Genomic DNA, 24,092 nt, shown 5'->3' with positions numbered 1-24,092 from the left:
GTAAGTTCCCGGTCAGGAATGCAGAGCGTTGGAGTACGGCTCCAGGTCCGCCGCGGACCCGGCCGGCCCCCAGGCGAGGATCGGAGGCTGCGCGCCGGCCGGTGCCCCCACCAGGAGGTCGAAGTCCGCGAACGTGACGAACTGCTGGGTGGTGCCGTTCGTACCGGAGACCGTCCCGCCGGATGGCGATCTGGCAAGCAGGACCCTCGCACGGACCACCAACTGTCCCTTGGCGGCCTTGATCGCCGACGTGATCTGTACGGCCTCGCCTGAGGCGGGCAGCGTGAATCCGCTCAGGCCGACGTAGCGGTGATGGCTGTTCTGGTCGCCGGTGAGTGCGAGGAGTGCGGTGGCGTCGCCGGTGACGTACGCCTTGGCCCAGGCGGCGACCTGTTTCTTCACCGCATCGCTCACCTCCGTGGTCAGGCTGGTGTAGTTGGTGTAGTCACCCGCTCCGACCGGTACGCCGGCGCCATCCGTCCATACGGAGAACGCCGGCGCCGCCGAGAGCCTCGGGCCTTGCGGCGTGATGACCAGCGGGACGTCCAGTTTCAGGATGTTGGAGGCCGGTGCCTGCACGCCGTCACCGGTGGTCGTGGGCGATGGCGACGGGCTGTCGTTCGGGGCGGCCGAGGAGCCGGCGCTCGGTGCCCCGGAAGGCGCGGTCGAGCCGTTCGGCCCGGAACCGGCGGCCGTCGCCACTGGCGTCCTGGGCTGCTGCCCCGCCGTGGAACCGACCCGCCGGGCAGGCGAGGTCTTCTTGGGCTGCGGCCCGGTCGTTCCCGTCGGCGCCGGTGCCGGCGTGGTCGTCGAGGACGGGGAGTTCGGCAGGACGACCAGGAAGTGGTGCACCTCGAAATCGGTGAAACCGAACTTGGCCGCGCCGAAGTGCTCCGGCGTGAACCCCACCCAGCTCAGCGACTGATATTGGAGGGGAGCGCTCGGCTGGCCGGAGAGAAGGCCGGGGGCCGCCTTCGCGAGGTCATCCGGCTTGAGGGTCTTCGCGCGAGGCACGGCCTGGTAGGCGCCTGACAGGAAGTTCACCGCGGCCGTGTACGCCAGGTCGCGTCCCTTGGGATCGACCGTCGACAGGTCCGGCTTGGTACGCCCCTTGGCCAGCGAGAAGAACACCGCGACGACGCTGAGGCTCGCGGCCAGGAAGAGGACACCCAGGATCCTCCTGGCCCGCCTGCGCGCCGTCGGCTCGTTCGAGCGCCTAGCGGGGACCATCACGAAACGGGTGGGTGACTCCGCTGGCATCTTCTCCTCCTGATACTCACGCCCGGCACAGACGACAGTTCGGCCGTGACGTGGATGCGCAAACGTCAGATGTGCCGCATCGTCATTTCCGTCTCCTCCGCCCCTGCTGGCTGGACAACTCGATGGAGGCGGTGAGGCGCCGGCCCTGGCGGCCGGGCGCGGCGGGGAGCCTGGCCATACGGGGGATCTCCTGCAGGGGGAAACCGCGTTCGTCCCAGCTCACGCCGTCGACCGGGACACCTCCCGGCAGTATCCGGATGGTTCCCGCGGCGGTCCGGCGCAGGGGGGCGATGCCCAAATAGAGGCGCACCGGCCTGCCGTCGACAGCGAGCTTGCGTTGACGGGCGCTGTTCGCCTGCAGGCCGAGCCATTTCGCGAGCGACTCTCCCCGCAATGGGGAGAAGTTGACGGCCCCCCACCCGAGCACGCCTCCCACCGCAGGCCCGTAGATCAGCGCGTCCAGGCTCACCCCCAAGATGAACAACGCGGTGATGAAGCCCAGCACGGCGCCGATGCCAACGGACAGCAGCGTGGTCAGCTTGATCGTGCGGGGCAGTGCGATCTCTTTGTTGATGCTGCCGATGACGGCCGGCGGCGGCTTGAGCATGTTGGTGGCCGCGAGCATCACCGGCCCACGCAGATTCTCCTCGGCTTCGTCGCTCATACCTGCGACCGTCCGCGATCGCGGCCGGACCGCCAGCCCCGTGACCGCGGTCAGGACGACTCAGCTGTTGCCCACCGGCCATCGAAGGCGACAGTCAACGACATGCCGAAGATGACCGACTACGTCCGCGAAGGGTTCAATCGGCGCCGCCGCCCGTGGCACCGCGCCGAGCTGCCCGAATGGTGGAACCTCGCGGTGTGGGTCGGGCTCGCCGGAATCGGCGGGATGCTTCTGATCAGCGCACTGCTGGATCCAGGTGGGTCCACCGACACGCCCGACGCGACGCAGCCGCCGGCCTACTCGGTACAGAAGATCAACCCGTACGCCACGCCCTCCGCCTCGGGCGGATCCGCGGCCGGCACGCCCACCCCGGACGCGAGCAGTCCCGCGCAGGGAGGGCCGACCGAGGACTTCGCCTCCACGGCGGCGGTCCAGGTGCCGAAGGCCGGTGGCGGGACGGCCGTGGTCCCGGCCGGCGCGCGGAACGTCGCCCTGGCTGCCGCGAAGGCCGCGGCCACCGGCGACTGGACCGGCATCCCTTTCATCGGCCGTGCCAGGCCTCCCAAGGCCCGCAGGACACCGCAGGGCTCCGTCGGGCAGCTGACCGTCACCGATCCCGCGATCACCGGGAACGCTCAGTACCTCTTCAGCGCGACGATCACCCACGGTGCGCCGGACAAGGCCTACCAGTACCGGATCGCGGTGGAAAGTGACCAGTCCGGCTACGCGATCCATGCGGGATAGCAGACACGCCGTCCGCGCGCAGTAGCGGGCACGTGCGCCCGTCCGAGAGACGCGTTGCCCCGTGATCGCCTCGCCGGACGGTCATCTTCAGTCAATCCCCCCCGCCCGCGATCCGATCGCAGACCCTCAGCGAGGCGCCGCGTGAACGAGGCCGGCAACAGCCCCCCTCAGCCCCCCGTCCCGGCCGGGCCGTCCGAAGGCCCGCCGCCGGAGACCGATGAACCGGGCGCGCCGCCCGGCCATGACCCACGCGCGGCCGCGGGCCCGCCGCCGAGCGCCCGCGATCTCATCAACGACCATGCTCCCCCCGGAGGCGGCAACTCCGGGCCGTCGGATTCCGAACCGGAGTTCGGGGGCGGGAACGGCGGCTCCGGCGGGGGCCGCACCAACCCGCTCAGGAACCCGGCAGGGCCGAACACGGCCAGGCCGGCGAGCGACTCCGCGGCTGATGGCGGCGGCGCGGGCAAGGGATCACCCAAGGGACTCGCGGGCAAGGCCGGCGGATCGGGATCGAAGGCAGGCGGGGCCGGGAACCGCCTGCCGTCCATGCCCGAGGGAGGCACCCCCAAGGAAAGGGCCGGTCACCGAGCAGGACAGGCGGCCCGCAGGGCCGCCCGGAAGCACCCCGTCGGACAGGCGCTGAGCCGCCTCGCCGACACCAAGATGGGCAACGCCGCGCTCCGCAAGGGCCTTAACAAGACGCCACTCGGACGGATGTTGCCGAAGTCGTTCAAGAACGGGCTCCTCGGAGACGGCGGTCGCAAAGGCAAGGAAGGCGGCAAAGGCAAAGACACGGCGGACGCGTCCGGGTCGGGAACCGGGTCCGGAGGCGGCAGGTTCAAGGTGGCCATCGTCGCTGGCGGGATCCCGCTCGCCCTGCTGCTCCTGCTTCCCATGGCCATGGGCGCGGCAGGCTTCTCCGACGACGACGACAAGCCGACCCAGCCGGACGACAAGTCGAACGCCGCGGCCGCCAAGTACTTTCCCGGCAAATGGCAACAGATGCTAGAGCAGGCCGCCGACCGCGCGGCCTCCGGAGGTGAGCCCGACTACGCCACCGTGCCCTGGACGGTCCTGGCCGGCATCGTCGCGACCCAGACCGATTTCGCACGCTACAGCCCGTACGACAATGTCGACCGCGATCCCGGCCGCACCGCCCCGCAGATCACTCCGGGCGGTGGATCCGGGGGGCCGGACGACACCTCGGTCGGCATCACGTCGGGCGCGGGGCCGGGGCCGATCCAGGGGGTCAGCGGATCGGGTGAGTCGACGTCCGCCTCGCCCGATCACCCCGGTCCCCCCGCCGGCGACCTCAGCCACCAACTCGGTTGGTTCATGTGGGCCATGCGCATGCACGAGTCGAGCGGCGACTACAACGCGGGGAGCCGGGACGCCGCCTGCGGCGCCTACCAGTACATGCCCAGCACATGGAACCACTACGAAGGCAAATGGGACACCGCCTGCGACGCGCCGCCGAGCATCCAGGACCAGCGAGCGAGGAACGACTTCCTCGCGAGCTGGAAGAAGTTCCACATGTGGCAGGGAGTGGCGATCAAGCACTTCACCGGCTCCGATGACTGGGCGACGTCACCGGGGAAGTGGGGCGCGTGCCCGGCGGCCTGCGACGTCAACCCGACGGGCTGGGGCTACGTCGACGACGTGATGAACAAGATGCAGGAGATCTCCAAGAAATACCCCGCCACCGCAGGGCAGCAGCCGGCGACGTTCCACACGGGACCGGACGCCACCACCGTGCGCCCGGCCGACATGGGGCCCCACGCCGCCACGGTCGCCGCCGCCCCCTCGGCGGCCTCTTCCGCCTCGAACGTCGCCACGGCGGCCGCCGCGGATCTGAAGGCCGTCACGGCCACCGCCGGCCGGTACGCCCCGACGGGCGCCGCCGATCGAGCGGGCACCGGCGAGGGGGTGCTGGCCGACGGCTGTGCGGTGGGCAACCCGAGCCCGTCCATCGGCGGTAAGGACGCCCAGGGAGTCGGACCGTACCTGCTCACCCCGGACATGGCCGGCGCCATGCGGCACGAGCACCTCGATCCGCAGAACCCGTGCGACTCCTCCTACTTCGTCGCCCAGAAGCTCAGCTACTGGGCGCAACAAGTGCACGGCGATCCGTCCAGTCCTCCGTGGGTGCCCAACGGGTCGGCGCAGGACCAGGAGAACGCCCGCAAGTACTGGAGCAAGGTCATCGAGGCCTCCGGCATGTTCATGGACCGCGCCTCGAAACCGGCCGAGCCGTGCGCCGTGCCGCCGCCGGACGACCCCAAGAAGCCCTGGTCGATCAACTTCAAGATCATCTCGATCTGGCACTGCGAGGTCGCCCGCATGCCGGAGCTGTATCTGGTCACCGGCGGCCAGTCCGTGAACGGCAAGTTCACCTACACCGTTGAGGAGGACCGGTCCGCCGCGGAACAGACCCTTATCAACGAGGCCGTAGCAGTCAGCTACGCCGCCAGCAACTGGAAAACCGACAAGTGCGACGACAAGTCGAACGACCGCCAGGGCATCTTCCCAATGACACCGGAGGAGGCCGCCAAGGCCGGAGTCGCCGACCGGTGCGACGTTGAGAAGAACATCGAGGGCGCCGCGAAACTCGTGCTCGCCGGCGAGGGGGTCCCCCCGGAGAAACGGGACAAGGCAAAGGGCGACTTCCAGCCGATGGCCGGCGGTTGGCAGGCGCTGAGCATCGCGATGGGCAAGGACCTCGGCATCTTCTCGCTCGTCGGCCCGAGCACATCGCTCGACGCGTCCGAGGCATGCACGAAGGTGATGACGGCCTTCCTGAACAAGCTCGCACCGCTCGCGACGGAGTTCGCGGCGCTGAAGAGCCCGCCCGACGAAAAGGATCTGGACACCTGGCGGCAGAAGCTGTCCACCCTGGAGACCACGAACAAGATCGCCGACCCGGCGATCGACCCCGCGTGTATGGTCGGCTCCTGGTCACCGGGGTTCAGCGGCGAACTCGCCGACCTCGCCACCAGTCTGGCGGGCGGCAACGCGGCGGACGCGGACGCCCTGACCGGCCTGGGCGACTACTACCAGGCCGCAGACCGCGCCGTGAAGCCGACGGACCCGGTCGTGGGCCAAGACCCGCTGGTCATCCCCCGGCTGGCGCCACGCCCGTACAACGACATCAACGCACCGGCCGCCGAGGACGCGACCGAGGCATGGTCGATCACCGGCACGTCGGACGGGTCCATGCTGCCTGTTTCACAGGTCGCCATCGACTACGCGTGGTTCTTCGGCGGCGTCATCCCCCCGTTCGACAGCGCCGGCAAGCTCATCGGCTCGCTTGCGAACGGGTCCGCGGGGAACGCGCCCCCGCCGCCAGGGGGGGTGCCCGGGGGAGGGCCGCCGACGCTCGGCAACCTCAGCGGAACGCTCGGCGAGCGCATCGTCGCCTGGGCCAGCAAGTGGATCGGACTGCCCTACCAGTTCGGTGGCGGAGACATCCACGGGCCCACCGTCGGCGACAACTCGAACGGCAGCGGCAAGCCCGGCTTCGACTGTTCCGGCCTCACGCTCTACGCGGTGTACAACGCGACCGGCGGACAGGTGACCCTGGCGCATTACGTCCCCACCCAATGGGAGAACTCGCACGTCCAGCGCGTCTCCTACAGCGATCTACAGCCGGGCGACCTCATCGCGATGCACGACTGGGGCCATGTCGGCATCTATATCGGCGGCGGAAAGATGATCCACGCTCCGCACACCGGTGACGTCGTCAAGATCTCCGACATCACGCAGGGCTGGTATCGCGACGTGTTCGTCACCGGCGGGCGGGTGACCCAGTGAAAAGCGTCCTGGACCGACTGGATCAATGCCAGCAAGATGTGAAATAATTCCACCACGAACAAAAAAGAGCCATCCGGTACCCAACGGTGGCGTCAATCACGACGACACGCGAGGGCCGGATGACAATTCGAGCCCTTGCGCGTCCTTATGAAAAGGAAGTGTTGAGATGCTCAAGGGCAAGCGAATCTGGATCCCCGGCGCCATCGTCGCCGTCGTCGCCCTCGTGGTGGTGATCGTGATGGTCTCCGGTTCCGGCGGTTCGGGCCGGCAGGACAAGCCGCACGGTCGGCCGATCGAATACGTGTTCCGGGCATGCACGCCCGAGAACACCCAGTGCGAGGTCATCGACTGGACGGTCGATGGAGCCGACCTCACCGGCGAGAGCTGGGTCGAGGTCATGAGCGACCGGACCCACCAGTGGGTCCGTGAGGACCGGGCCTACCAGTTCACGGGGACGCGGCAAGGAAGCGCGTTCACCGGGACGGGTGTACCGAACGACGGCACCGGGTCGTGGTCGATCGAAGCCCAGCTCCATGGCCGGACGCTTCACCTGACCAACGGCGACGGGCACGTTGAGGAACATGACCTGACCCTCGCGTCCGGCTACCCGAAGTCGGCGAACGCTTCGGGGACGACCACCAAGTGACCGCCTTCCCGGCAGGGACTGCCGTCAACACCACCGGCCTCCACCCGCTACGGGAGGAGGCCGGTCCCATGTCCGGCTCCGGCAGTGGGCACTGCAGGGCCTAACGGAATGGCGGGTGGTCAACTCGACCGATGGAACATCTGGTCCAGCATGTCCCGGAGCTTCGGCACGCGATTCGACGAAGTGCGCTGGTCGGCCGCCATTCTCGCGATTTGCATGTCAAGCAGTCGCTCAATGTCGTCGACTTTGTGCATGACGTCTCGGTTGTCCCACTCCTCATCGGCCCATCGGTTATTAATCTTGTTCTTGAGCTCTTCGAGGACCTCGTCCAATCTCGCCGCACTGTCGTCACTGCGGGGCATCCGGTAGATACCGCCGAGCAGTTTCTCCAACTCGTCGTGCCATTCCTCCTTGCGAGCCCGCATCGTGGCGTTGAGCCGGTCGATCTGCTCTTTCACCGCGTCGACGTCATCCAGATCTGTCGCCGAATCGTACATGTGCGCCCAGACCTGCCAGGCGTTGCGTGCGGATGAGGAGGAGTCGACCACATCCCGGATCACCTTGGCCAACTCCTCGATGCCCTGGGCACGGGGCAAGTCGTTGCTCTTCATGGCATCGATCTTTTGATTTAGTTCGATCAGGGCCTCCTCGGCCGTGGCGGCCGCTCCGCTCGGCAATTCCACCGTGTTCTTCCCGAGGTCGATGATCTCGTTACGGGCGCTCCTCATCGCCTCCTGGGCCTCGATATCGGTCCGCTGGTCCAGCATGATCACATGATCATCAACCCAGTCGCGGCTGGCCCACATGGCGACGTCCAATGGCCGGCGGGCCTTTATGGTGACCTTGTCCACCAGCTCGTCGTCCTGGCGTCCCGCGATCCATGCGGCCACCCGCTCCCGCACCTTGGGATCGCTCGTATCGAGCCCCGCTGCGGCGAACGCATCGACCTGTTTTCCGTTATCGGTGATATAGCCACATTCCCGCAACATTGCATACCCGTCTGCGATCCACTGATCGTTGGTCTTATTGACTCCGCGCCGCAGCATATGCTCGGGCAGCCAATTGAAAGCCAGGCCTGCCTGCTCGACGGTCGTGTCAGGATCGATCCGCCGTTGCCCGGCGTGTTTGTCAAAGTGCACCAGGATGGGGGCCACCAAGCCATGGCTGCCGGCCATCACCCGGTCGGGCGCGAGGCCCATCTTCGCTGCCTGCTCGCGAGCCGCTGCATTCCTGGCTTCTTCGGTGGGAAGCCCTTTGAAGGTGGTGTTGAGACCGTCCCAATGCCCGGCGCCCCATAGCCTTGCAACTGATTTGTCGAGCCCGTCGTTGACGTAGTCCGTGACCAGCATCCGATGCCGAGCAGAGTTCCTCACCCTGATGATATTGCGATGGTGATCATCAGCTTGCACCTTGGCCAAACCGGCGTTCTTGGTCGTCACGATCCCGGCCGCCGATCCCTTTGCATACTCGGAAGGGTTCTCGAGCCACTGGAACATCCGCATGGCGTTCTTCAAAGGCCCAAGCGGCTCCAGACGTCCACGCACCAACTGCGCCGTTTTGCCCAGGGCGGCAGTGCCCGCACCCAACATGACCGGAAGAGCCAAGGCTCCCATTCCGCCCGCCGCGGTCGAGGCGAATCCGGCGCCTGCCAACGTCGCGTAGGCCGCGGCCCGCCTTGCAGGCGATTGCGACTTGGCCCACTGAAGAAGATTGTCCCGCCCGCGTTTCACCCCGCTTCGTCCGGCCTTGTACTGGTCGCGGGCCCATGCTTCTCCGGCCTTGTACTGGTCGCGGGCCCATGCCCTGGGCTTACGCGTCACATGTTTCGCTCCCTTTCCGACGGCTTCGGCAGCCGCACGCGTGGCCTTGTTGTTCAACATCCGGCGCTGCAGTGACTTCTCGTCGAGCGCGCTCAGCCGCTTGTTCCCGACGCCGATCCGGCCGAGCCCGTGGGAGATGCGGTCCGCCGCGCCTCGGTGCAGGCGCTTGTCGCCGGTGGCCCTCAACATCGCGGCGCCGGCGAAGCCCAGTGCCCCGGTCATCTTGGAGATGTCCCCGAGCCCGAGCAGCTTGGCGCCCTTCTTGAACAGGATGAGCGCGGCCAAGGGGGTGCCGGCTTCCAGCACCTGCTGGAAGAAGTTGGGCGTCGGAGTGGCGACGGAGGATTGAACCACCGAATAGGACAGGGCGATGAACCCGGTCAGGAACGTCATCCCCAAGGTGAAGACGGCCTTCGCCCCAGCCGCCGCCCCGGCGACCTTGAGCCCTTTCTTCCCGCCCTCCGCTCCCGCGGCGAACATGAGCAATAGCAGCGGCAGGATCATGCAGAGAGCGGCCAGTGACACACTGGCCATCGTCAGGCCGATCGCCATCGGACCGAGGACACGTAGGAAGACGAAGGCGATGATGATGGACAGCAGCCCTTGGGTGATGCGTTCGGCCTGGTTGGCGCCGAGCCAACCGCTGACGAAGTCCCAGTCGGCCCGGCAGGCCTTGGCGACTTCATCCTTCGGGGACGCTATGCAGTCACCGAAGGCCTTGTTCAGTTCGTCCTTGCCGTTGAAATAGAACTGGTTCAGCGTGATGATGTTTCGCGAATTGGCTGCGCCGGCCGGCGCTCCGTTCCAGCTTCCCAGGCCCTTGACCGCGTCCTCGCTGTAGAGCACGCTACAGGCTTCTGATTTTCCGGTTATACCGCTGGCCTGGTCCCACTGCGGGATGGTGCCATTGTCGCCATTGCTGTGGCGCCCGTTGGGGGCGGCCTTGCAGGCGCCCCAGGCGACCATGATCACCTGCTCGTTGTCCTGAGGCGCGATCGAGTACCCACGGTTCATGTTCTCGGTCGTGGTGCCCGGTTGGTTCCCCGTCGACAGGTCGTAGGCTGTCAGCTTCTCCTGCACGGATACGTTGGAGCGCGCCTCAAGATCACGGCAGGCGGCCTTAGCGGGGCTGGGATAGTCCTTGTCCCCGTCGCCGAACTGAGCTTTCATCCAGGCGCTGTCCAGCGTGATTTCCTCGATCTTGCTGACCTGCTGCATGCCCCCGACGCCGTCACCCATCTCAGTGTCGAGGTTGTCTTTGCCGTATTGGTCGTAGAGGGTGTTGTCAAGCGCCACGCAGCTCACGGGTCCGGCTGTGGCGGGATCACTGTCGTAGAATGCCGTCGCGCCGTTGCTCCCCAGTTCCGTCAGTTTGGTCAGTGAGCTCGACATCTCGCCGAACCAGCCCTGCACCGTCTTGGCCATCCACGGCACGGTGTACTTCGCCGTCGGGTCGTCCATGTGCTCGGCGGATTGGTCGCTGATGAAGAAGATCATGCCGGTGGCCGTCAGGAACACCATGAGCAGGCGCATTGCCGACGCCGGGCCGTTCTTTCCGCCGTTCCAGCGTTTGATCACCGCCGTCAGGACGAACAGCCAGACTGGGATGAGGAACCACGACGCCCACATCGAGAGGTCGTGTACGCCGGTGTTGATCCCCGGCGCCGCCCAGCACACCATGTCGAAGGTGTAACCGAAGCCCATGAGCGTGCCGATCAGCTGCCAGATCAGGCCCGCACCCATGAACAGCAGACTGGCGATCATCGAGACGAACAGCCGGGTCTTCATGATCCAGGCGTTGTCCACGGTGAACAGGCTGAAAGACGTCCACCGGTTCAGCGGCAGAAAGTCTCTCTTCTCCTTGTACTTCTGGCACATGCCGGTCGTACTGACGCCGTTCCCGGCATCCGGCGGCGCCGCCAGCACCTGACCGTCCACGTCCGAGGCGACGGACGCCGCCGTCGTCGAACCGGCCCGTGATCCCGTGGCCGTACTCACGGAAGTCGCGGGCGATCCGGACGGCGATGCGGCGGTCACGGACGGCCGTGGGTGTCCCCCGAGTCCAAAGCCGTTACCGGTCAGCAGCGCCAGCCCGCAGACCACCGTGACGACGAAGAACCACGCCAGGAGCTGATATCCGCGATGCGGCCCGGAGCGCACCTTCTCGGCGGCACCCCGCGACTTCCCGGGCCGACGCACCTTCGCGGCCGTGTCCCGTGCCCGGCGCGGTGGTCCGGAGCGAGGCCGTTCGGCACGCGAGCTCAGCCGACGAGCCATGGATCGGTTCCCTCCTCGGTCCCGGCGGCGGCCACTGCGGCTTCATGCTCGGCGCGCTCCGCCTCCTCCCGTGTCAGGCGCCGCTCTTCGCGCTTGCGGCGGTCCAGCGGGTTCGTGCTGTACGCCGCTGCGGCGTCCGGTGGCGTGGGACCGAGCACGACCTGCGCGTGCTGACCCGCCAGATCACGGAAGATGCCGCGGGCCCAGCGGGCGGGCCGGTCGCCCTCCGGCGGCAGTGGGCCGAACTCGCGGATCTCCGCCAGCCGCTGCGGGGTGGGGCGCAGCCCGCACAGTCGTACGGCCGTCTCCGCCTCCTTCTTCTCGGTCAGCTTCAGGACCATCACGCGGCTGAGGTAGGACTCCAGGTCCTTGGTCACCACGTCGGCGATCCGTTGGGTGAGGAAGACCGGGAGGATGTTGAGGGATCGGCCCTCACGGGAGATCCGCTGCAGCGACGCCAGGCCCTCCGGTTGCGACAGGAAGGTCCACGCCTCGTCGACGATCAGGACACCGGCCCGGTTGGCGATGAGGATCTCCAGCGACGCCCGGATCACCAGCCGTACGGCGGCCAGCGCGATCCGTTCGGAGACCGAGTACTCGCTCGCGGTCTTCCCCTCGGGAAGGCCGAGATCACGGTCGAAGTCGACCAGGGTCAGCCGCTGCGTCGTCATGTCGAGTCTGGGCAGCGGTTTGAGCGCGATGCCGAGGGAGAACATGGAGGACGCCTCCATCTGCTGCTCGATGAGGCTTCGCAACCGGTCGGCGTCCTCCCCGGGGATGTACTCCAGCGCCTCCCACACGCACCGCGCCCCGTTCAGCGCCCCGCGCTTCAGCCCGGAGCCCAGCGCCAGCCGTTCCTGCAGCGACAGGCCGTCCCGGAAGTCGTCCAGGGCGGACAGGATGTGGACGTTGGCGATCTCCGCCGCGATGGTCGGTGGCGCATACCGGAACGGGTCGAAGGCGCCGGGGCTGTCCTCCAGCGCCGACATGGACACCCGCCCACTCGGCACGCCGAGGCTTTGGGCGTAGTCGACCATGCCGTACAGCGAGTCGCCGCCCTTCGGGTTGACGAAGATGGCCGGAAGGCCGTTCAACACGGACTGAACGGCAATGGACTGGGCGAAGAACGTCTTTCCACTGCCCGGGTCCCCGAAGATCCCGAACACCGGCGGCAGGTTCTTCCGTGGGGCGCCCAGCGGGTCGATGAAGAAGGGCGTCCCGTCCGGGTCGATGACGCCGCCGAAGACCCCGGCGTCGTCCCCGAGCCGGGAGAACGACTGCAGGCCGGCGTGCGAGACCATCGGCACGTTGACGTCCTGCAGGAACGGATTGACCCGTATGGACGAGCACGGCAGCGTTTCCTCCAGTGCCTGGATCTGCCGGTGCTCCAAGGCCTTCATCTGGATCCCGTAGTTCTGGCTGAGGAAGTCCAGATAGGTCTCGGTCTCCTCGGTGACCTCCCGCGCCATGACGAAACTGCAGTTCGCCAGCATCGGCTGGTTGGAGCCCGCCAGGTAGTCCTCGATCTCCTTGGCCTGTTGGAAGGTCTCGGAGAGCTCCACCTTTTCGAGGTCCTGGGTCTTCTGCTCCTCTTCCATGTTGGCGATGATCCGGCGCTGCGCCCGGCGGGCCCGCGCCCGCGTCAGGTTCGCCGGTTCGAGCTCGGCCCGGATCGAGATGACGTGAGGCGCGTCACCGGGATGACTGATCGCGTCCATCGCCCATTGGGCGTACGGCGAGGGCATCACCGGCTGGTCGAAGCGCATGATGGCGGCCATCTCCAGCTCGCCGACGCCGTTCACGACGAGTCGGGTGGGCAGCTCTTCGATCACCGCGTCCGGGCCGTTCCCGAGGCTGTACCAGGCCTCGAGCTGGTCCAGCTCCTGCCGGGTCGGAACCTCCGCTTTGCTCCGGTCGAAGATCGCGGTGACGAGTTCGATGTCCTTCTGGTAGGAGTCCAGCTTCGGCACGTCCTCGCTGATGGTCTCCTTGAGCAGCTCGGTCAGGTTCTTCACTATCGAGCTCCGGCTCGCGCTCTTGGTCGCCTTCTCCAGCAGCGACGAACGGAGGTGAACACCGACGAAGAGCGCGCGCTTGGGCGCCAGGAAGCCGAAGGCGCCGGCCTGGTAGGCGCGCAGGTTCTCGGTGTTCTCCTCCGGCGGGACCACGAGGTCGTCCCAGCTGATCGACACGATGTGAACGTTACGGTTGCTGGACAGGGTCGCCAGACCCCCGATCGGTTGCCGCGACGTCCCGCCCAGATCGCCGAGAAGCTGCGCGAGCGGCGATGCCAGCGACAGTTGTTCCTCCGGGTCCTCCCACTTCATGGGTGACAACGGCATCGTGCGGTACATCCAGACCTCGCCGTTGTAGCCGACGTAGGTGCCGTCAGTGGTCCGCCACGCGTACGGGGTCGTCCACATGGTGGCGGTATCGGCATCCGACCGGCCTGCCCTGCTGGTCCCGGTCAGTCGTTGAAGCGTCCCTTTGAGGCTGGGCATGCGGGGTCATCTCCCGGATCGTGTGAAGCTCTCCGGCAGACAGTCCGGCAACTACCACTGGCGGCAGCCGCCGGTATCCGCACAGTCCGACTCAAGGACCGCGTTCGATCGCCGGGCCGATGATCAAAGCAGCGCAACTGAGGACAGTGTGATGGCTACCGCACCGACCGTCGTCGTGGCGGGGGACGCGGGCATCGGGCGGAAGCTGCGGGAGACCCGGAGATTCCCCGCGGTGTTCGACGTCACCTCCGCGAAGGAGCTTCGTCATCTCTCCAGGAGAGGAGAGGTCGTCCCCCCGGCGGCGTTCATGTTCGCACCCGGCTTCGTCGAGGACATGCCGGAAGCGGGCGTGGAGATCCTGGCCAACAGCCTCGCCGGCAACGGGTTCACCGTGCTCGTCCACGGCTACTTCGCAGAACGTGGCGATTCCTTCGGCCCCGAGGTGCAGGTCACCGATCGCAAACTGGTCATGTCGAAACTGCTGGCGGCACTCGGCGCAGGGGACGCCGCGCCCGCACCAGAACCGGCGCCGCGTCCCCGGCCGGAACCACCGCGCCGGCCCGAGCCCGCATCCCCCGCGGGCGCCGTGCGACAGGCGACTCCGCCGGCGCCCCGGACACCGAGCCACAGCCCGTCCCCCCAGCCGGCCGCACAGTCCCAGGTGTGGCCGCCGCAGGCGCAGCCACACACGCATCCGCAGGCACAGGCCGAATGGGCCTCAGCGGCGGGGGCACCGCGGGGTCCATCTCCCCTGGCGGCTCCGCCCGCGCATGGGACGCCGCCGGCTCCGCCCGCAGCGCCCTGGCCTATTTCACCTCAGGCGATCCCGGCCGCCCCTCCCCAGGCCGTTCCGCCCGCGCATGGGACGCCGCCGGCTCCGCCCGCAGCGCCCTGGCCTGTCTCACCTCAGGCGATCCCGGCCGCCCCTCTCCAGGCCGTTCCGCCACAGACGGCCTGGATGGCCCCACCGGCCGACCGGCCACCGGCGGTTCGGGGGGGCCCGCCGCAGGCCGTCCAGCCCCAACCGGCCCTGGCCGGTCCGCCCCAGGGCGTTTCCGCTCCGACCTCGAACGGCTGGATCCGCCCGCAGGCTGCGACCGGGGACCTGCCAGCGGCGGCCACTCCTACCGTCGCCAAGCGTGGCCGCGTCATCGCGGTCGCCTCCGCGAAGGGCGGGGTGGGCAAGACCAGCGTGATCGTCAACCTGGCGATCCACGCGGCGAGGATCCTCCAGTCGGTGGGCCGTGCCGGGTCGGTGGTGCTGGTGGACACGAATTTCCAGCAGGCGGACGTCGCACGTTACCTGAACGTCAAATCACCGACGGTCATGGATCTGCTCCGAACATCTGGCGGCATTTCGGCCGACACCATAAGAAACCATCTCGCCCGCGTGCCGCAAACCGACCTCTACGCCCTACTCGGCCCTCCGGAGGCCATCAACGCCGACCCTTCTCTGGTCAACTCGATGCAGTATCAGCGGATCCTCACCGTGCTGCGCAAGGCGTTCGACTTCGTGTTCATCGACACGCCGGTGGCCGAGCTGTACCACGTCACCTTCTCCGACCTGATCCTCCCAGAGGCCGACGCCGTCCTCGTTCCGGTCGAGCCCAGCAGGGTGACGCTCGAGGGCGTCCAGTCCTGGCTCAGGGCGATCACCATGTCACGGCACTCCCGGGGAGGCGGAGTCGCTCCGGAGAAACTGTCGCTGCTCCTGAACCGGGCCCGAGTCGACGTGGACTGCAGTCCGGAGGACGTCATGGATCTGTTGCCGGGCTGGCGATTCGCCGGAATGATCCCCGAAGATCACGAATGGATGCGCACAGCGAACAATCATCAACCGATCGTGCTCCACGCGGACCCGGAATTGGACGCCACTCTCCGCAGCATCCTCCAGGTCCTCACCGAGGACCCGGTCTTCGGTACGGCACCGATCGGGTCGTCGGCGAACACCGTGGCGAACCGGGTCAAGAAGATCCTGGGCCTGACATTCAAATGACCGGTTGGCGCCGGACGGGCGCCTCTCTCCTCGGAAGGACCCACCCCTATGTCAGCTTCACAAGACGGCTCCCACGGAATCGACTTCTGGGCCGACCTGGGCATCGGTGAAGACGGCTCCGACCCCCTGGACCCAGGTCCATCGCGAGGCGAGTCCGAGCCTGGCAAGGGGGCCGCTTCCGCTCGGAGGACCACACCAGCCGGCGGCGCGGCGGCCGAGCCGGCGCCCCGGCCCGCGAAGGTGGCGATCGCCGAACGGCCCTCTTCGGTGAAACAGAAGCGGCCCGGGAAGAAGGCCCCTGCCAAGCGGACGGTGATCAACCCGGACGCCACGATGCGGGAGGGTCAGGACGAGTGGGCCGCGATGTTCTCGGCCTGGAACCCACAGGGTAAGGACGCATCTTCCGAGCAGCCCGCCGTCGAGACCGCGCCGCCCGCCGCAGCGGCCAAGACGGCAGGCCCGCGCCCGGAAGCCCTGAGCCCGTCGGCACCTACCGAACCGCCTACCGAACCGCCTGCCGAACCGCCTGCCGAACCGCCTGCCGAACCGCCTGCGAAAACCTCGACGCGGCCCGTGTCAGAGCCGGCGCCTGATCCCCGGGCAACGCCGCTCAAGCCGTCACGTCGGTCAGGGCAGGCCGAATCGGTGTCAGAGCACCGGCGAGCCGGCGCGGCGTCGAAGCAATCGCCGGGAAGCCCGGCAAGCCCGGTCGCGACGCCAGAACCGAAGACGTTGCGCGCCTCGGCGCAGGACGCGCCGTCGGCAGCACGGTCCCGTCCGATCTCGCAGCTGGGCAGCCGCCCTCCCCACAGCCATGGGGAGGCGGAAGTGACCGTCAGGTACGAGCGACCGACGTCGACGCGGGCACCGCAGGCGGTTCCGCGAAACGAATCGGCCCGTCCGACGCAGCATGGATCACCCACGTACGGATCGGCCCCCTCCGGCTCGCCGCAGTACTCTCAGCTGGCTCATGCTCACCTACCGGCCCCCATGACGGGAGCCCTGGTGAGCGCAGTGCTGAACGGCTGGCACCGACTCGTCGAACTGTGGCGCGACGAGCGCGTTCAGGAGGTACATATCCGCGGCACCCATGTGACGGTCGTCGGCACGCTCGGTATCTACTCGATGCCCGGGTTCAGCAGCTTGAGCGCTGTCGGCGATGCCGTCCAGGCGCTGACGCAGGCAGGGGGCCGGATCAGCCGAGTAGCTGATTCGATCATCATCTCCCGGACGCATCGGGCCAGCATGAGCCCGGCCACACTCGTCGAGACCGGTGTCCTCAGCAATGATCAGGTCTCCCGGATCCGTACGGCGCTCGAGCAGTTGCAGGCGGTGACCCTGACAGGTCCGGCCGCACCGGTCGTCATGCGCTCACTCGCCTCGCTGATACCGAGGGGCAGCCGTGTCTTCGAAGGGCCGTTCGGGGTGCTGCCCGCCGGGTGCGTCACCACTGCGAGCCCGCTGGACGCCGATTACGTGATCGGGGTTCGCCCGGGCGCGCAGATCGAGAGAATGGCCGCAACGGGCCAGATCGGCGCCTTGATCGCCAACCCCGAGACGTGGTTCACGGCACAGGTGGAACTGCTCGTGTCCGGACGCTCCACCGCGCTGGGGAAGGTGACGGCCCGCTGATCGTCCACCTCGGTGACGGGCGTCACGACACCCGCTCGAAGACCTCGAGAACCCGGGCGCGTGCCACAGCTTCGACGAGCGGGGCCATGAGGTCGCTTAACGCGGTCCGCTGCGCCGTCGCAGACGGCTGAGCGTGCGTGACCCCCTTCCGCGGGTCGGCGGATCCACGCAGTTCGAACCCGCGCACCGAATCCGCCCAGAGAGTGCCCCCTGAGGTCTCCGCCACACGGACCGGCCGGTCGCCGGGCGCCACGGCGAGGTCGCCCAGCGTCCAGCCGGTCCGCAGCGCGGCGTCCGCGAAAGCGACGACCTGGTCCATGTCACGCCGCAGCCGTCGCAGGTCGGTGCCGCTGAAGGACACCGGCAGAGCACCGAACGCGGCCGCGCTACGGCAGTCGAGCCGATCGGCGATCTCGACCACCCGATCCAGCACGCTGCGATGCAGGAGACCCGCCTGCTCGCCGTCCACGACCAGCACGACCATGCTCAGCGGGCGGTGCGATCTGGTGATCGACTCCTCCGTTCGGCCGGAAGGTTCGCGACGAGGATCCGCTCAGGCCGCGCACATATTGATCACACGGTCGGAGTTCAGGATGAAGTTTGCCGCCTCGTCCGGGGTGATGTCCAGAACGTCGACGGCCAGCCGGACCGGGCCGAGCTTCTCGGAGTCGCAGCGGTGACAGCGGGTCCGGTTGTCCCCGAACACCTTCATCGACGGCGTCTCGCCGCCGTTGGAGTGCCGACGCGGACGGGGGCAGTACCACAGGCCCCGCTCGTCGGGCGAGGAGCCCAGCCGCCGGAGCAGTTCCCGGATGTCGACCGCGTTGGCCTCGGCGAGCCTCTTGTTCCGCGCCGGGACAGGGACCGGAGGCACCACCTCGGCCCCCTTCCGCGCGGCCCGGAACTCCTGCCGATACCGTGCCGCCTCCCGGCGGACCGCCTCGAGGTCGATCCCTTGACTCGGGTCCTCCTTCGAGACGGGGACCGGCTCGGTACCGGTGGACAGGTACGGGAACCGGTCGTCCGCTCGCCGTCGTAGCGCCGAGACGAGAACGAACATCGCCAACGCGTCCCTGGCCGAGTCCGGTGGCACCATCCGGAGGCGTGCGGCGTAGCGGATCACCGACGCCGCCTCGGGGCTGACCAGCCCCTGCTCGCCCGTGCCCAACCGCACGGTGGGGACTCCCTCCGCGGTCGGGCCGCCCACCTGAGCCCAGAGGAGGAACTCCGAGGGCTTGCCGGCATCGACGAAGGCCTCACCCCGTCGGTCCAGGCGGGAGAACTCCAGGACGGTCCCGTCGGCATAGACGTCGATCCGCCGCCCGGCGAATCCGCAGAGCGCGGCGTACGGAACGAGGCCTCCGATGCCTTCAGGCACGAGGAAGACGACCCGGGCCCGGAAGTCGGCCGGCGTCAGCCCACTCGCTCGCAGGCCGCCGATGACGGACGAGATGGCGTCACCATCGCCCGGAACGAGGTCCACCGTCTTGGCCACGTCGGGGACCGGTGGCGAGCCGGTGGTACCGATGGCGAGCACATAGTCGGTCAGGTTGTTCATGGATCTCCTTTGTGGTCCCCCCGACAGCACATGCCTGACTGTCCTGGATGGCACGCGACGCGCATGTCTCCTTTAAATACTTGCCGACCGGGAGTCCTTCCAGACGGTCTGATCAGGAAGGTGAGTGCCGGCCCGAGCGGCCGGTGCCACGCCTGGCCATATTCGGCCGGGCGTTCGACGCTACCGCTGACCGGCCCACCGGTCGGCGGCAGGATACGGAAGCGGGGCACAGTGGCTCCTACCACTCAGATCAAGGAAGAGTTCTACGTCCGGCGCCTCTTCAACAACGACGTCCCGGTGTTCGTGGACGCCACCCGATACGTCCGACAGGACCTCCCCTACCCGCTCAGCGCGAAGAAGTCCCTGAAGGCGACCTGCGGTGTCCGGACCGACGACGAGGTGGTCGCGTTCAGTGTGCGGAGCTACACCAGCAGGCAGGCGGAGCGGGAAGTCGAGAACGTCGAGGCCGAGGTCGGCGGGAAGGCGGTGTCCCAGAACATCCTCCACCTCCGGATGCCCCGGAAGACGTTGCACGGTCTCAACGAGACCGCACGCGAACTGTCGGCCGTCCTGGGCGATGAGATGATCGCCGAGTTCGGTGAGACGCTCTACGTCCTCCAGCTGACCCGCACCGGCGGTGAGGGGGAACTGAAGCTCGTCGGCAGGTTGGACCGGACCGATGCCGGATATGTCAGGTCCAACATCGACGAGGCCGACGTCGAGTTCGAGCTGCCGATCAGCGGTGTCCGCCTCCGTATCTTCATGCGTTCCCCGATCCGGGAACGCACCCTCGCCTACAGCTTCGGCGGCTATCTCACCCGCAAGCCGGGTGAGATCGAGACCCTGACCCGCGCGACAGCGCTGGTCCTGAACAGCATCCTCGGCCTCTCGACCTTCCGGATGTTGTCCGGGCTCGACACCGTCGATGTCCCGGCCCTGTCCCCGAATGCCGGGCAGCAGCGGCGGCGGCAGCCCTCCGAGCGGATCGCCTTCGACGTTCCGGTGATGCTCTTCACCGAGGACAACACGCCGGCGGCCCGTGGACACATCACCGCGGAGATCGATCTGGACGGTATCGATCCGGTCACCGGCGGGCTTCAGGTCGTGACGAGTGAGAGCGACCGGCTCGAATGGAACCCGGCGTTGGCCGGCCGGGTGGGGTTCCAGGCCTATGAGCAGGTGCTCGCAGAGACCGTCGCCTCCGTGGTCCACTCGATCCTCGGCGCTGACAAGGTCCGCGATATCGCGTACGACATCATGCTGTCAGAGCTCAAGCCCGAGGCCGTGGCCGATCTTCGAACGGCCACCGCGGACCTTCCCGGACTGGCCGCCAACCCCGCTCAGGCCGAGGTCCGGCCGTTGCAGCCGACGCCCGGCGTTCCGGTCGCCTGACCATGCAGGGTGCGGATCCCGGCCCGACTCCGGGCCGGAATCCGTGCCCGCCGCCGACCACAACGCGGCTTCACGGCGCACGGGGATGCCAGATGATCGACGAGATCGTCAGCAGGGCGCTCAGGCAGATGACGGTGAATGTGATGAGCGCGGGACTCAGGACCGGGCCGCCCACTCGCGGCAGCCGGTCCACCCAGGCGCTACGGGCCGTTCCGCCGGTGCCTCCGCCGTCGCCCGCGTCATCGTCCTCGCCGTCGCCGATGAACCAGGTGCTCTCCACCGTCCGCTCGGAGCGGCCCTGGCCGGCCTCACTCGCGTGTACGCCCCAGCCCGAAGCCGACGGTGATGGGCCGGTGGTCCCGGCCACCTGCCGGCCCACGGACCCCCCAACGTCCGCCGGGGGCGCACTGCCGAGCGTGGTTCCCGGAGGCGCGACGGGCATACCGTTCCAGGTCTCGGTGCCGGCGAAGGAATCCCAGCCATTGCCCTGCGACCCGTTCGGCGGCGGGCCGGACGACGGGTTCCGTGGCGTCACCGACGGCTCTTCAGGCGTCACCGGCGACTCCCCCGACGAAGCAGCCCCCGGCGGAGTATCGAACCCCGCACCACCCCAGGCCACCGACGGCTCGTCTGCGGGCTCCTGAGTGTCGTCGATGACGATCCACGAATTGTCCGTGGCCTCCGGCCGGTTCGCCGTCTCGCCCTCGTCCTTCATCATTTCCTCCTCCGTTGCCGCGAGACGACTAGGCGATTTCCGCGATCGGCCCACGGAGTTTGGCCAGCGCCTTCTGCTGGATCTGCCGCACTCCTTCGCGAGAGAGCCCGAGCCTGTCGCCGATGAGGTGGAGCGGCTCCTCCGGTTCGCCGTCCAGTCCGAACCTGCGGGTCAGAACATACCGTTCGCGGACGTCGAGGCCCGGCAACCCGTTGTGGCGGACCGCACGCAGGTCGAATTGGAGCAGCACTTCTTCCTCGACGCCCGGCGATGGATCGGCCAGCCGATCCTCCAACGGGACCTCTTGGTCGCCAGAGCCGCCGCTCGGCGCGTGCAGGCTGTCCAGCCGGGGTGCGTCCAGGACCCGCCGCACCTGGGCCTCCGTGGTTCCTGCCCGCCTGGCGATGTCCCCGTAGTCGGGGGGAGCATCCAGGCCGAAATCGGCCGAGAACGCCTGCGTGGCAGCCAGGATCACTGGGCGCTTCTCGAAGTCACCGGGATTGAGATTCGGATGGTCGGCGTCCCGTACCGCGCGCAGGACCTCCCGTTGTATCGGCTTGAAAGCCCAACTCGAGAAGGGGCCGCGGGACGGATCGTAGGACGAGATCGCCCACAGCAGCCCGACCTTTCCGGCACTTTCAAAGTCTTCGCTGTTCTCGTTGCGCTTCGAAGTGAACATTGCGACATACCGCCGGACTAGACCGTAGTTCGCAGTCATGATCTCAAGAGTTACCTCTTCCAGTTCATACTCGGCCCGCCGCAGCGCGGCCTCCGAGAGGCTGTCGATCTCACGGGCGTCGGCCTTGGCACGCAGGTCCGCGAGCAGTCCCTGAAGTCGGATGCGACGGGCGAAGAGCTCGTCGTTGCGGCTGCGGAAGTCGTCGTTGGGCCGGCGCTCACCACCGGTCGGCTGCACGATGTTCAATCCCTGTCCTCCCACTCCAAGAGCTAGTGGCACACCTAGTTTCGAGGTGATCGACCCCGGGTTCGGTGCCAAAGGCGGAGGAGTATTGACACGACACCGCGAAAGCGCGGAGGCGGCCATACGGGATGCATACGCCGTCCAGTGCCGACTGCGACACCGAGTTCCCAGCTAGAAGGCCATGTCCACCGACCGCTACAGCCGACGCGCGACAGGGACGCCCTACGTCGTTGACAAAGAATTGATATTCTGTAGTCACGGCGTTGATGCGAACGTGAATCAACGGTGTTTCATTGCTGTCCGAATCGGCGCCCTTCTGACGACCCACTCTGTGATAGATGAGTCGCAGAGCGCGCTTCAGCCATGAAGCAGGGCACTGCGGGGCGATCACGGCAGTGAGGCCGAGCTCAGTCAACCGATCCGTGGGATCCGCAGGGCCGGTCAACGCATATAGCGACGATCTCCATACCCTCCGTACCCTCCGTACCCTCCGTATCGATCGCCCCGATCGTCGAAGAGCAGGGTCCAGCCGGCGAAGAGCACCACCAGCATGGCGAGCAGGGCGCTCATGCCGATGCCGACGCCCACGAAATTCTTCAGCGGCGTTGCCGCCGCAGTGCAAACATCGTGCTTGCACACGGCGTCCTTGTGATGTCGGAGCCATGTGGCGGTCGGTGACTCCACTCGGACGTGCGGGTCGTGGTCGACCAGCACCGCGGTCTGTCGCACCCCGTCCTCGAATGCCGTGGCCCCCGGCCTGAACTCCTTCCCGAGGTGTATCGCGCGCCTGTCTCCGTAGAGCGCGTTGACGGCCTTGGCCTCGAACCATGATCGGTTGGCGATGCAGATCAGCGCGACGATGCCCACGAGCACCACGAACGCACTGCGGATGAGCACGCCTCCGCAGCCCAGCCTCTTGACGTGGTAGTACGGCACGACAAAGACCTGTCCGGAGTTCGGCGGCATGGCAACGCGACACGGCCCCGGGGATCACCCCGGGGCCGACGTTCGGCGACGGACTCTCGCCGACTACTTCCCGCGCCTTCCAGCGTTGGTCTTGTTCTTCTTGTTACCCCTCCCCTGGGCCTTCGCCCAGCTCGGAGGTCGTTCCATACCGCGTCGGCGTCCCCGCGCACCACGGAGCGGGGCCGGCGCCTTGGAGACGTCGTGCCCCGGAGGCGTATCGGCCTCGATGAAGCTCTCTCGCTCCGACAGCACCGCGGACGCGTCGCGGTCCATCGACGCGGCCCCAGCCGCGCCGACGACGACGAGAGCCGTGGCTCCGAGTTCGACCAGCGTCGGCCAGCGGTGCTGCCCCGCACAGGTGAACACGAGCGCGACCACCGGGGTGACCGCGTACATCGTGCTGATCGCCACCGGGTCCAGCTTCACCCGGATGGCGACCACTTCCGCCAACGTCGGAATCGCCGTGTTGGCAATACCGGCCACCACCACGATGAGAATCACCCAGCCGGAAAGCTGGGGGTGGTTCTTCTCCCTAAGGAACGCGAAAAGCACGAGCAGGAGCCCGCCCACGAGTGCGCTCACACCGCGCGCGAAGACCGCCTCGAACGTCGACAGACGCTCATCGGTCGGTGCGTCCTCCTCGAACCTGCGGATCCACTTCGTGACCACTATCCGGAGCGCGATGCCCGTGCCGGCCAGGGCGGAGAACACGACGCCTTCCAGGTTCCATGCGCCCTCCCAGGGCCGGACCAGCAGAACGACTCCCATCAGGGCCACGATCGGCCATAGGAAGATCTTCGGTCCCTTGCGCCACTCGATGAACGCAGGGGTCATGACCAGGCCGGCGGTTAGGCTGGCGTACAGCACCGCCAGCACGACGAGCGCGCTGGCGGCCCCATAGAAGTAGTTAATTGTGAACGTCGCGGCGCTGAGCACCGCGATGCTCGCCCACACCCGTCCGGAGCGGACCACCTTTCGGGGGAACCCGCCCCAGAGGGCGGGAACCAACAACATGGCGGCGCCACCGGCCGCGGTCATCATTCCCGCGCCGGTCGCCCCGGCGAAGCCTCGGGCCGTGAGGCCGACCAACAAAACGGTCGACCACGTGGACGCGGTTATGCCTCCGATGAGGCCTCCCGCCCCCAAGAAAGAGGCCGATTTTTTCGATGGATTCATCGAGTTTCTCACT

At 67.7% G+C, this 24,092-nt stretch carries 16 protein-coding genes; 6 read left to right on the top strand and 10 right to left on the bottom strand.

The window, feature by feature from the left end; all coding sequences use genetic code 11:
- Positions 1-12 precede the first annotated feature (12 nt).
- Positions 13-1,260 carry a hypothetical protein gene (locus AB0I04_RS37720; protein WP_360896003.1) on the bottom strand — a complete coding sequence of 416 codons (1,248 nt, stop codon included), beginning with the start codon at positions 1,258-1,260 and terminating at the stop codon, positions 13-15.
- 82 nt (positions 1,261-1,342) lie between these two features.
- Positions 1,343-1,924, bottom strand: a complete 582-nt coding sequence (locus tag AB0I04_RS37715) for a hypothetical protein (RefSeq protein ID WP_360896000.1) — start codon at positions 1,922-1,924, stop codon at positions 1,343-1,345.
- A gap of 102 nt (positions 1,925-2,026) precedes the next feature.
- Between AB0I04_RS37715 and AB0I04_RS37710 the strand changes: the two genes are divergently transcribed.
- The 3 genes from AB0I04_RS37710 to AB0I04_RS37700 all read left to right on the top strand — a co-directional run bounded on the left by AB0I04_RS37710 (position 2,027) and on the right by AB0I04_RS37700 (position 7,124).
- A complete protein-coding gene (locus AB0I04_RS37710; protein ID WP_360895997.1) occupies positions 2,027-2,668 on the top strand; it encodes a hypothetical protein in 642 nt (213 codons plus the stop codon).
- A gap of 141 nt (positions 2,669-2,809) precedes the next feature.
- On the top strand, positions 2,810-6,478 hold the full coding sequence (locus tag AB0I04_RS37705) for a C40 family peptidase (RefSeq protein WP_360895994.1): 3,669 nt from the start codon (positions 2,810-2,812) through the stop codon (positions 6,476-6,478).
- Between the two features lie 166 nt (positions 6,479-6,644).
- Positions 6,645-7,124 carry a hypothetical protein gene (locus AB0I04_RS37700; protein WP_360895991.1) on the top strand — a complete coding sequence of 160 codons (480 nt, stop codon included), beginning with the start codon at positions 6,645-6,647 and terminating at the stop codon, positions 7,122-7,124.
- A 119-nt stretch (positions 7,125-7,243) separates the two neighbouring features.
- Here the strand turns inward: AB0I04_RS37700 and AB0I04_RS37695 are convergent, their stop codons facing one another.
- Both AB0I04_RS37695 and AB0I04_RS37690 read right to left on the bottom strand, forming a co-directional pair.
- On the bottom strand, positions 7,244-11,104 hold the full coding sequence (locus AB0I04_RS37695) for a hypothetical protein (protein WP_360895988.1): 3,861 nt from the start codon (positions 11,102-11,104) through the stop codon (positions 7,244-7,246).
- 101 nt (positions 11,105-11,205) lie between these two features.
- On the bottom strand, positions 11,206-13,722 hold the full coding sequence (locus tag AB0I04_RS37690) for an ATP-binding protein (protein ID WP_360895985.1): 2,517 nt from the start codon (positions 13,720-13,722) through the stop codon (positions 11,206-11,208).
- Between the two features lie 151 nt (positions 13,723-13,873).
- On the opposite strand from AB0I04_RS37690, the gene AB0I04_RS37685 reads away from it, so the two are divergent.
- Together AB0I04_RS37685 and AB0I04_RS37680 are read left to right on the top strand one after the other, a co-directional pair.
- Positions 13,874-15,718 carry an AAA family ATPase gene (locus AB0I04_RS37685; RefSeq protein WP_360895982.1) on the top strand — a complete coding sequence of 615 codons (1,845 nt, stop codon included), beginning with the start codon at positions 13,874-13,876 and terminating at the stop codon, positions 15,716-15,718.
- A 240-nt stretch (positions 15,719-15,958) separates the two neighbouring features.
- Positions 15,959-17,350 (top strand): hypothetical protein, encoded by a 1,392-nt coding sequence (locus AB0I04_RS37680; protein ID WP_360895979.1) that lies wholly within the window; start codon positions 15,959-15,961, stop codon positions 17,348-17,350.
- A gap of 22 nt (positions 17,351-17,372) precedes the next feature.
- Here AB0I04_RS37680 and AB0I04_RS37675 read toward each other — a convergent pair whose 3' ends face one another.
- Complete coding sequence (locus tag AB0I04_RS37675; RefSeq protein WP_360895976.1) at positions 17,373-17,834, bottom strand: hypothetical protein; 462 nt, start codon at positions 17,832-17,834, stop codon at positions 17,373-17,375.
- Positions 17,835-17,903: 69 nt separating this feature from the next.
- The gene (locus tag AB0I04_RS37670; protein WP_360895973.1) at positions 17,904-18,908 is read right to left on the bottom strand and encodes a hypothetical protein; all 1,005 of its coding nucleotides are present in this window, start codon (positions 18,906-18,908) and stop codon (positions 17,904-17,906) included.
- 231 nt (positions 18,909-19,139) lie between these two features.
- Between AB0I04_RS37670 and AB0I04_RS37665 the strand changes: the two genes are divergently transcribed.
- Complete coding sequence (locus AB0I04_RS37665) at positions 19,140-20,300, top strand: hypothetical protein (RefSeq protein ID WP_360895970.1); 1,161 nt, start codon at positions 19,140-19,142, stop codon at positions 20,298-20,300.
- Between the two features lie 70 nt (positions 20,301-20,370).
- On the opposite strand, the gene AB0I04_RS37660 is transcribed toward AB0I04_RS37665, so the two are convergent.
- The 4 genes from AB0I04_RS37660 to AB0I04_RS37645 form a co-directional block, all read right to left on the bottom strand.
- Entirely contained in the window at positions 20,371-21,018 is a 648-nt protein-coding gene (locus AB0I04_RS37660; protein ID WP_360895968.1) for a hypothetical protein, read from the bottom strand.
- A 25-nt stretch (positions 21,019-21,043) separates the two neighbouring features.
- Entirely contained in the window at positions 21,044-21,931 is an 888-nt protein-coding gene (locus tag AB0I04_RS37655) for a sigma-70 family RNA polymerase sigma factor (RefSeq protein ID WP_360896179.1), read from the bottom strand.
- A gap of 447 nt (positions 21,932-22,378) precedes the next feature.
- Positions 22,379-22,903: a hypothetical protein gene (locus tag AB0I04_RS37650; protein WP_360895965.1), complete on the bottom strand. Its 525-nt coding sequence runs from the start codon at positions 22,901-22,903 to the stop codon at positions 22,379-22,381.
- 63 nt (positions 22,904-22,966) lie between these two features.
- Complete coding sequence (locus tag AB0I04_RS37645) at positions 22,967-23,917, bottom strand: EamA family transporter (protein WP_360895962.1); 951 nt, start codon at positions 23,915-23,917, stop codon at positions 22,967-22,969.
- Positions 23,918-24,092 lie beyond the last annotated feature (175 nt).

The organism is Actinoallomurus sp. NPDC050550, assembly GCF_040655075.1.
In the GTDB taxonomy this organism is placed as follows: Bacteria; Actinomycetota; Actinomycetes; order Streptosporangiales; family Streptosporangiaceae; genus Actinoallomurus.
The sequence above is the reverse complement of the archived record's forward strand: the minus strand, read 5'-3'. Positions and strand labels throughout refer to the sequence as shown.